Below are 9,150 nucleotides of genomic sequence, written 5' to 3'. Positions count from 1 at the left end.
CGACGCCAACTACAAGATCACCAACGGCAAGGTCACGAACAACAAGTTCATGCGCTCCCCCACCGGCGGCTTCTGGCCCAAGGGCGGCTACTACGGCACCCAGGCCTTCTCCGCCTCGACCCCGCCGCAGTGGAGCAACAACACCTGGAACGACAACGGCCAGCAGATCAAATAGGTAGGCCCTGCGCGACCATCAGCCAGGGGCGCGGCCCGGTCACCGGGTTGCGCCCCTGGCTGATGGCGCACGGCGACAGCCCGAACTCAAGATCGAGGAAGAGCTCCGTGTCGCCCCAGCAGATTCGGCCTATCGCCTGAACGGCGTAACGGTGCCGGATGAGTGCACTCGACCTTGGCAATCCGAGCCCCCGCAGGCCCAGGCCGCCGCGTTCAAGTACGCGCAGGTGCCGGCCGAGCCGGTCGGCGGGTGAGCGTGGCAATCCGCGCTGGTCACCTGCGACGGGCGAAGCGAAGCGTGAGCGTCCGATGGCAACCTCATCTTTACAACGATGACGTCGCATGCGTGAGCGACACGCATTCCGGCCGACCGTGCCCTGCCGCGCAGCGGCGAGTGCCGGAAGCCGCACCCATGCACGTCGATCACCTGCCTGGGCCTGGCACTCCGGGGCTGTTGATGAAGCAACGCAACATCCACATCGCGATTCTGACCCATAACCTGCCCGGCGAGCGCAACCGGCGCATCGTCCGGCAGTGCCTCGCCCTCGAGGCGCACGGGTACCACGTCACCGTGATCTCACCGCGCGTCCGGCCCGCCCTGAGGGTCATGCCCGGCACCCGGGACACCCGGCTCAGGTCGTACCCGATTCCGGTGCTGGGATCGGGACTCTTCACATATGCGATCGAGTTCAGCTGGTCGTTCCTCTGCGTCGCCATTCTGCTCTTCGGTGAGGTGCTGCGGGGGCGGGCGCAGGGTGTGCAGGTGTGCAACCCATCTGACGTGTACTGGCCGCTTGCGATACTGATCCGGGCCACCGGTCGGCGCTGGGTCTTCGACCATCAGGATCTCTGCCCGGAGATCTATGCGACGCGGGCCGGGGGGCGGCCGAACCGGTGGGTGTACCGGCTGCTGCAGGTCTTCGAACGGCTGACGCTGCGTACCGCCGACGAGGTGGTCACGCCGAACCGATCCTTCCGCGACAACGCGCGTCGTCACGGAGTACGGGAGGATCGGGTAACGATCGTCGGCAATGGCCCGGCGCAAGCCGAGGTCGCCGGCACGCCGAGCAATCCGGCCGGTGAACATGTCATCGCATACGTCGGGGTGGTCGGGCCGCAGGACAACGTCGAAGGCGCGGTGCTCGCCGTGGCCGAGCTGGTGCGCCTGCGCGGTCGTGCCGGCTGGCGGATGGTCATAGCCGGCGATGGCGAGAGCATGCCGGCCGTGCAGAAGCTGTCGGCCGAGCAAGGCGTCGCCGATATGGTGCACTTTGCCGGTTGGCTGTCCGGGAATCAGCTCGACGAGCTGTTGTGGTCGGCGACTGTGGCGATTCAGCCAGACTTGCCGACCCGCATGAACCAGTTGTCTTCGATGGCGAAGACTGCGGACTACCTGGCGCACGGCCTGCCGATCGTGGCTGCCGACCTGGTGGAAACCCGTTGTGCGGCCGACGATGCCGCGTCGTACGTGCCTACCGGTGGTCCGGATGAGTTCGCCCACGCGCTGCACACGCTGCTCGCCGATCCGCAGCGCCGTGCCCGGATGCGCGTCGTGGGCCTCGACCGGTTCCGCAACGCCCTTGCCTGGGAGCACCAGGTCGGGCGGTACCTCGCGCTTTGGCAGCGACTGCTGGACGGGTCTGCGGTAACCCCCATCCCGTCCACGCCGAACTGCGATCCCTGCCCCGACCCCGGAGACGACATCACTGACACACCCAGGACTGATCTGGTCGCGGGCGTCGTCATCCCGGCGCACAACGAGGCCACGGTCATCGGCCGTTGTCTTGACGCCCTCCGTGATGGCGCGTCTGATGACGCGTTGGACATCACCGTGGTCGCGAACGGCTGCACCGACGCCACCGCGTGGATCGCACGAGCCCGGCCCGGAGTCCGCGTGCTGGAGCTGCCGAAGGCGTCGAAGTCGGCGGCACTCAACGCCGGCGACGCGGTGAGCGCCGCGTTCCCGCGCATCTACCTGGACGCCGACATCGTTCTGGAGCCAGCAGCGGCCCGGGCGCTCGCCGCCGCACTCACCGGCCCCGGCGCGCCGCTCGCCGTCGTGCCCCGCCGCGACCTCGACGTTGCCGGGCGTTCGCCGCTGGTACGGGCGTTCTACGCGATCGACCGGCACCTGCCGGCGTATCGGTCGGGCCTGTTCGGGCGGGGTGTGGTCGCAGTGTCGGCGGCCGGCCGGGCCCGCTTCGAGCGGTTCCCGGACGTGCTCGCCGACGACCTGTTCCTCGACGGGCAGTTCCACGCCGCGGAGAAAGCGGTCGTCGAGGCGGTCGGCGCGCGGGTCGCCACGCCCCGGCACAGCCGCGAGCTACTCCGCTGCCTGACCCGCATCCGGGCGGCCAACGCACAGCTACGTGCCGCCGACCCGACCATCCGCCGCGCGGCGCGGCTGGCCTGGCTCCGCGACGTCGTGCTGCACCGACCCTGGCTCGCTCCGGCCTCCGTGGTGTATGTGACGTTCGCGGTTCGTGCCGCACTCGCGGCCCGGCGCGCCGAGCCGACGTGGCAGCGCGACACATCGACCCGCACGTTGTCAACTTGTTGTCCTCGCCGTGGTGGTTGAGCCGCCGGTCGGAGAGGACTTCGATGTCGTTCACGTCGTCGAGCAGGCGCAGCCCGGGGAAGCGGGGCAGCAGTGCGGGGAAGGCGATCCGCAGTTCTTCGAACCCGACTGAAATCGCGCAGCCGATACGCGGCGGCCGGCGGCCGGCGCGGTGGGGTTAGCCCGTGCGACGGTACTTGGTGGTGGTGAGCTCGTCGCCATTCGTCCACGGCCAGCCGGCGTTCGGTGCCAGGATCGGGGCATGGACCAGGAGCAAGGGTCGAAGATCGGGTACGGCCGCGGTTTCCTCGCCGCGCTGGACCAGAGTGGTGGCAGTACCCCGAAGGCGTTGGCGCAGTACGGCGTGCCGGAGTCGGGCTACGCAACCCAGGACGAGATGTTCGATCGCATGCACGAGTTCCGGTCGCGAATCATCACCGCGCCGGCCTTCACCGGTGACCGCATCCTCGGCGCGATCCTGTTCGAGCAGACCATGAACCGCGAGGTGGCCGGCATGGCCACCCCGCTGTACCTGTGGCAGCGCAAGCAGGTCGTCCCGTTCGTCAAGGTGGACGAGGGACTCGCCGACGAGATGGATGGCGTGCGGCTGATGAAGCCCTTCACCAAGCTGGACGACGTGCTTGCGCGGGCCACCCGCAGCCGCGTGTTCGGCACCAAGATGCGCTCGTTCATCGCCCGGTCCAACCCGGCGGGTGTCGCCGCCGTGCTCGATCAACAGTTCGGCTACGCCGAGCAGATCCTCGACGCCGACCTCATGCCGATCATCGAGCCTGAGGTCGACATCCACAGCGACGAGAAGCGGTCGGCCGAGGAGCTGCTGCGGCAGGGCATCCTCGACCGCCTCTCGGTACTGCCGGACGGGAGGCAGGTGATGCTCAAGCTGTCCATTCCGACGCAGGACGACTTCTACGCCGAGCTGATCGAGCATCCGAAGGTCCTGCGGGTGGTCGCCCTGTCCGGCGGATACTCCCAGCACGATGCCGTCGCCCGGCTGGCTCGCAACCATGGCCTGATCGCCAGCTTCTCGCGAGCGCTGACGGAGGATCTTCGGCACCAGCAAACCGACGACGAGTTCAACCGGACGCTCGACACCTCTATCGTCGCCATCTACCGAGCCTCGACCACATGAGGGACCGGGACCGACCGGCGTAGCCGGCCACCCACCGATCGGGCAAGGCCGGCCGCGCGCTCATGGCAAAGCGAGAGCGCCGGCGATCTGCGCATTTCCACCGTTCGCCGACGAGGGGCAGTAGGGCGACAATGTCAGCCTCCGGTGCTGGTGGTCAGGGCGGTCCGGAGGTCCGCCACGGGATCGGTGGATGCGGTGCGGCTGCGCCAGGCGACGTGTCCGTCGGGGCGGACAAGAACCGCACCGTCGGGCGAGACGCCGTACAGGTCGGGCCATCCGGACTCGGTCAGGACGTGACTGTCGACGCGTACGTCGGCGCAGTGCGCGGCGGCGTCGCGCCATGCCGCGCCCGGTTCGGCGGTCAGCAGGACGAACTGACGGTCGAACAAGTCGATGGTGGAGGTCCCGTCGGTCAGCCACAGGTGCGGGGCGCGGCAGCCGGGTGTGGCGGTCTGCTGGTAATCAGCGCCGGGCGGGTCGGCGCCAGGACTGCCGTCGCTGACAATGACCGGTGAGGCGTATTGGTGGCCCATGTCGATCTGAGCGAGGCTGCGCCCGCTGAACGGCGCCCCGTCCCCGCTGAAGATCCGTGACCAGGCGGCGCCGGTCTCCTCGGCGTTGCGCCGGCCGACCGGCTCTCGTTCGGCGGCATAGCTGTCCAGCAGCTTTTCACCGCCGTGGCCGTGGACGACGGCGGCGATCTTCCAAGCGAGGTTGTGCACGTCGTGCATTGCTGCGCTCACACCGGTAGCGCCGGCGGGCGGGAAGCGGTGGGCGGCGTCGCCGGCCAGGAACACCGGACCGTGCGCGTACTGCGCAGCGGACTGCGCGGCGGCTGTCCACGGGTTGGTGGCCAGCACGTCCAAGGTCAGGTCGGGAAGGCCGAGGACGCGGCGGATGACCATCGCGGGGTCTTCGCCCGCGACTATCGGGCCGGGCTGACTGATCACCCAGCGGTCTTCGGCGTGGGTCCAGATCAGCGCGGCTCCGGTGGCGGTGAGAAAGTAGATCCCCCGCGGACGGGCACCGGTCCAGGCGGTCAGGTCGGCCCGGAACGCGATCATCGTCTGCTGACCGAGGTCGTCGGGGCCGTTCATGGCGATACCGAGTCGCTGACGAATACCGCTACGGGCGCCGTCGGCCGCGATCATCCACCGCGCCCGGACGTGCGTCGCCCGGCCAGAGGTCTGCTCGATCACCGTGGCCAGCACGCCGTCGTCGACGGTCTGGAACGACTCCAGCAGCACACCAGTCCGCAACTGCCCCGCCGGGTATCCACCGGCGTGGTCGCGCAGCACCGACTCGAACACATCCTGGGAGACCGACAGCCCTTCACACGGACTCACCAGCGACCGACCGGCAGACGGCACGTCCTCTCGCAGCGGCAAGCCGGTCAGGTCCGTTCGCCACTCCGCCCCCGGGGTGATCGGCAACTCGACGGCGCGCAGGTCGGGTTCGACGCCGCACACCCGCAGGATCTCCATCGCCCGGGAGTGCACGCCCCGGGCCCGCGGCAGCGGCGACCCGGTCACCCGCTTGTCGATCAGCAGGGACTCGACGCCGTGCCGGGACAGCAACAGCGACGCGGTCAGCCCGGCCGGGCCACCGCCCACGATCAGCACGGGTGCCTCAACCAGTTCCGATGTCATAGCTAAGCTCTCTTCGTCATAGTACGACTATGAACTCAAGAGTGATACTCTTTTACCGTGGTCGTCAAGAGGGAAGGGTCGAGCCACCGGCAGCGTCAGGCGATGGCGACGAAGACGCAGATCGCCTCGGCCGCGCGTGCCCTGTTCGCTAGCCAGGGCTACGTGGGAACGACCATCGCCGCGATCGCCGAGGCCGCCGACATCCCGGCACCGACGATCTACTCGGCGTTCGGCGGCAAGGCCGCCATTCTGCGGGCCATCGCCTGGAGTGTCACCGGCACCCTCGACGTCGACCGGGTCCACGAAGAAGCCCTCGCGCAGCCAGACTCGCGAGACGGCCTCCGGATGGTCGCAAACCTTCAGCGCCGGCAGTATGAGCAGATGTACGACGTGATCGACGTCTACCAGGAAGCAGCCCGCACCGACCCGGACATCGCCCGAGACATGCGGACCATCGCCGCAAACCGCGAACGCGCCTTCCGCCGCCACATCGAAGCCATCGCATCCCACCTCGCCCCAGGCGTCAGCGTCGACGACGGCGTGGCCATCTACCTCACCCTCGTTCTGCCCGAGGTCTACCGAACCCTCGTCATCGAACGCGGATGGACCACCGACCGCTACGAAAAATGGCTCGCCAATGCCCTGATCACGCAACTGTTGCCACAGGAACAGCACCGTCCGTCATCCCGTTGACCACCCTTCGGGACGTGCAGCGATGTGAAAGGCCCCCGGACAACGTTCAGATCAGCTCCACTGGCGGAGTTGCGTCCGGCCACCGTCTCGCCCGGATGGCTTTGAGTGCGGCGGGGGAATCGTTGGCGATGCGCATGGAGTTGTCCACGTCGGCGAAGACGCTGGGCCGCACGTAGTTGCCGCCGTCGAGCCCTTCCGGGGCGTCGAGACCGCCGGCGACGAGGCGGGCGCCTTCGTCGAGCTTGGTCGTTGCCCACTTTCCTCTGGACGGGGTGTCTGTCGACACCAGATCCGCCCCGTGTCGGTGAGCGGGTGGCAGGCGGTCCTGAGCGTGCGGTCCGAGGGACGAGCGTGCGTCGCTTACCATCCTGGGCTACCACCGATGCCGCGTATGCAGGGAGTAGTGCCGGACGCTGATGAGTGACCCAGCAAACGCCCGCGGGCCGTTTCCCTTCCGCCAGGAGGATCTGGTGGAGAGCCGGCTGATGGCGGGCGTCGAGCATACCCTGGCCGATTTCCGGCGCTGGAGTATGACCCGGCCGGACCTGGTCGAGCAGTACGCCGACCGCTGCACCGAACAGCTGGCCCTGGCCGGCCGGTTCACCGTCCCGGGCAGGCGCCGGGCAGCGGAGCGGGTCCGGGCCGCCCGCGAGATCGCCCACTTCAGCGTGTTCAACCTGGCAGCGGTACCGGCCGAGGCCACCCTTGCGGACCGGCGGCTGCCGACCGTGCGGGACGTACTTGCAGGGATCGACGACCGGCGCGGAGTGGCCGGGATCGTCGCCACGCTGGAGCGCCACCTGCCGCCGCTGCGGGGCACCGCCGAGCTGGCCTGGCTGGCCGGGCGCCTCGAGCATCTGCACCGCATCCTGCCCGAGGCCGTCGTCCGGAGCGGCGGCATGGGCAAGGTGCTGCGGGCGACGGCCGGCGTGCTGATCATCGCGGCGCACGGGGCCGCCGGCGCCGACGCGGACGAGGCCAGGACGCGGCTGGCAGGCGTGGTGGCCGGAGCGTACGGGTTCGGCGCCGCCTACGCCATCGTCGACGACGCGCTCCATGACCTGCCCGGCGACCATCTTCCGGCCGAACTCCGGGAGCGGCTGCACGAGCTGACCCTCAAGAGTCTTGCCACGGGACAGCCGGCCGACCTCGCCGACCTGCCGGAGCACCCGCTCGCCGAGGAACTGCACGCCGTGCACGGGTGGCTGCTGGACGCCTATCCGATCGACGCGCACCGGCACCTGTACCACGCAGCCGAGTCGATGTATCTGGCCCAGCATCGCGATGCACAGCGGTCGACCGGCACGCTGCCGGCGGCAGGGCTGGACGCGATGTATCCGGACATGTTCGTCAAGGCCGGTATGAGCCGCGTGATCGCCAACCTGCTCGCGCGGCGGGAGTTGGACGACACGTTCTACCGCCGCAGTATCAACACGATCTTCCTCAGCCAGCTGCGTGACGACCTGATCGACGCTGCCGACGATGAACGGGACGGCCGCCGGACCCCGTTCACATCATCAGGCACGGATGGGCCGGACGCGTTGCACGACCTGTTCGCGTACCAGGCGTACGTCGCCGCGGAGGTGTTCGACGGCGAACCCGACGTGGCCGACGCGCTCGCCTACTACAACACCGCTCGGCTGGGCCGGCACCTCGCCGTCAACCCGGGCCGCGCCGACGTGCTGCGCCGCCGGTTCGCGCCAACCGGTGCGATCGAGCGGTTCCTGGTGACGGCGACCAAGCGGTCCAGCCTGGCAGTCGGGCGGATCGATGTGGCCGAACAGCGGCTGCGGAGCCGGGCGGGTCAGGTCCTGCGGTACCGTGACCCGTCCACGGTCGACTGCCGGACGTTCATCGCGGACCGGTTGCCGTACCTCAACCACCTACTGGAGCGGCATCAGGCGGCTCGCGGCGGCGAGGGCATCGATGCAGTCGTCTCCTACGCCCTGGCGGGATCGGCGAAGCGGCTGCGTCCCGCGCTCGGCCTCATGCTGGCCGAGGGGCTCGGCATCGAGCCGGCGGCGATCGAACCGGTGCTGGTCGCCGGTGAGCTGTTCCACACCGCCAGTCTGATCTTCGACGACCTGCCCGCGCAGGACGGCGCAACCCTGCGCCGCGGCCGGCCCGCCGCCCATCTCGTGTTCGGGGAGGCCACCACGCAGCTCGCGGCCCTCTCGATGATCTCCTCGGCGTTCGGGCTCGTGGCGCAGCTCAGCAGCACGTTCCCGGCGCGACGGGTCACCGCCGTCATCGAGTACGTCGGCACGGTGCTCGGCCCGGACGGTCTCTGCCGGGGACAGCACCTGGACCTGCACCTGGGCCAGGACGGCGCGCCGGTGACGCCGGCGGAGATCATTGAGATGTACCGCCTGAAGACCTCGACCGCGATCGAGGCCGCGCTGGTGCCGCTGCTGATGTTGCAGGACCGGCCACCGGAGCAGGTGGAGCTGCTCAAACGGTACGCGCATCACGCCGGCGTCGTCTTCCAGCTCCGCGACGACGTCCTGGACGCCACCTCGTCAACCTGGCTGCTGGGCAAGGATGCCGGCAACGACACGGCGAAGGCCAACATCGTGCGCACGTGCGGCCTACCCGAGGCGCGCAGGCTGATCGAGGTACACCTGGCCGAGGCGCTGGACTGCTGCGCGCGGCTGCCGTTCACCACCGACCTGCTCGCCTGCGCGGTGCGCCACTTCGCCACCCGCCGACACTGACCAGCACCGGCGGTGCCCGCCTTCCTACCTGAAGCGCTGCGCCACGTCAGCACCGGACCGGATCAGGTCGATGCCCGGCCCTCCGCTCCTGAGGATCTCGACGTTGTCTCCCGCGAGGCGTACCACGGCGTCGTTGACGGACAACACGCCGTCGCCGCGCCGGACGACTTCCGGGTACGGCCGGTGGAGCTCCCGCAGGTCGGCCAGGATGAA

8 protein-coding genes are annotated in these 9,150 nt (G+C 69.3%); 5 read left to right on the top strand and 3 right to left on the bottom strand.

Annotated elements, in window-relative coordinates; genetic code table 11:
- Positions 1-631: 631 nt before the first annotated feature.
- The 3 genes from ABZS66_RS58415 (at position 632) to ABZS66_RS58405 (ending at position 3,881) form a co-directional block, all read left to right on the top strand.
- Positions 632-2,752: a glycosyltransferase gene (locus ABZS66_RS58415; RefSeq protein WP_354773121.1), complete on the top strand. Its 2,121-nt coding sequence runs from the start codon at positions 632-634 to the stop codon at positions 2,750-2,752.
- Positions 2,742-2,864 carry a hypothetical protein gene (locus tag ABZS66_RS58410; protein ID WP_354773119.1) on the top strand — a complete coding sequence of 41 codons (123 nt, stop codon included), beginning with the start codon at positions 2,742-2,744 and terminating at the stop codon, positions 2,862-2,864. Before ABZS66_RS58415 ends, ABZS66_RS58410 begins: the two co-directional genes overlap by 11 nt.
- Before the next feature lie 129 nt (positions 2,865-2,993).
- Positions 2,994-3,881, top strand: a complete 888-nt coding sequence (locus tag ABZS66_RS58405; protein WP_354773117.1) for a fructose bisphosphate aldolase — start codon at positions 2,994-2,996, stop codon at positions 3,879-3,881.
- Positions 3,882-4,015: 134 nt separating this feature from the next.
- Here the strand turns inward: ABZS66_RS58405 and ABZS66_RS58400 are convergent, their stop codons facing one another.
- The gene (locus tag ABZS66_RS58400; RefSeq protein WP_354773115.1) at positions 4,016-5,530 is read right to left on the bottom strand and encodes an FAD-dependent monooxygenase; all 1,515 of its coding nucleotides are present in this window, start codon (positions 5,528-5,530) and stop codon (positions 4,016-4,018) included.
- Positions 5,531-5,587: 57 nt separating this feature from the next.
- Between ABZS66_RS58400 and ABZS66_RS58395 the strand changes: the two genes are divergently transcribed.
- Entirely contained in the window at positions 5,588-6,223 is a 636-nt protein-coding gene (locus tag ABZS66_RS58395; protein ID WP_354773113.1) for a TetR/AcrR family transcriptional regulator, read from the top strand.
- 46 nt (positions 6,224-6,269) lie between these two features.
- On the opposite strand, the gene ABZS66_RS58390 is transcribed toward ABZS66_RS58395, so the two are convergent.
- Complete coding sequence (locus tag ABZS66_RS58390) at positions 6,270-6,509, bottom strand: aldehyde dehydrogenase family protein (RefSeq protein WP_354773111.1); 240 nt, start codon at positions 6,507-6,509, stop codon at positions 6,270-6,272.
- Between the two features lie 184 nt (positions 6,510-6,693).
- Here ABZS66_RS58390 and ABZS66_RS58385 point away from each other — a divergent pair, with 184 nt between their 5' ends.
- A complete protein-coding gene (locus ABZS66_RS58385; protein ID WP_354773109.1) occupies positions 6,694-8,937 on the top strand; it encodes a polyprenyl synthetase family protein in 2,244 nt (747 codons plus the stop codon).
- Between the two features lie 24 nt (positions 8,938-8,961).
- Here ABZS66_RS58385 and ABZS66_RS58380 read toward each other — a convergent pair.
- Positions 8,962-9,150: hypothetical protein (locus ABZS66_RS58380; protein ID WP_354773107.1), on the bottom strand; the 189-nt coding region annotated here is incomplete at its 5' end.

The organism is Dactylosporangium sp. NPDC005572 (genome assembly GCF_040605515.1).
Taxonomy (GTDB): Bacteria; Actinomycetota; Actinomycetes; order Mycobacteriales; family Micromonosporaceae; genus Dactylosporangium.
This window is presented reverse-complemented; position numbering and strand designations above follow the sequence as displayed.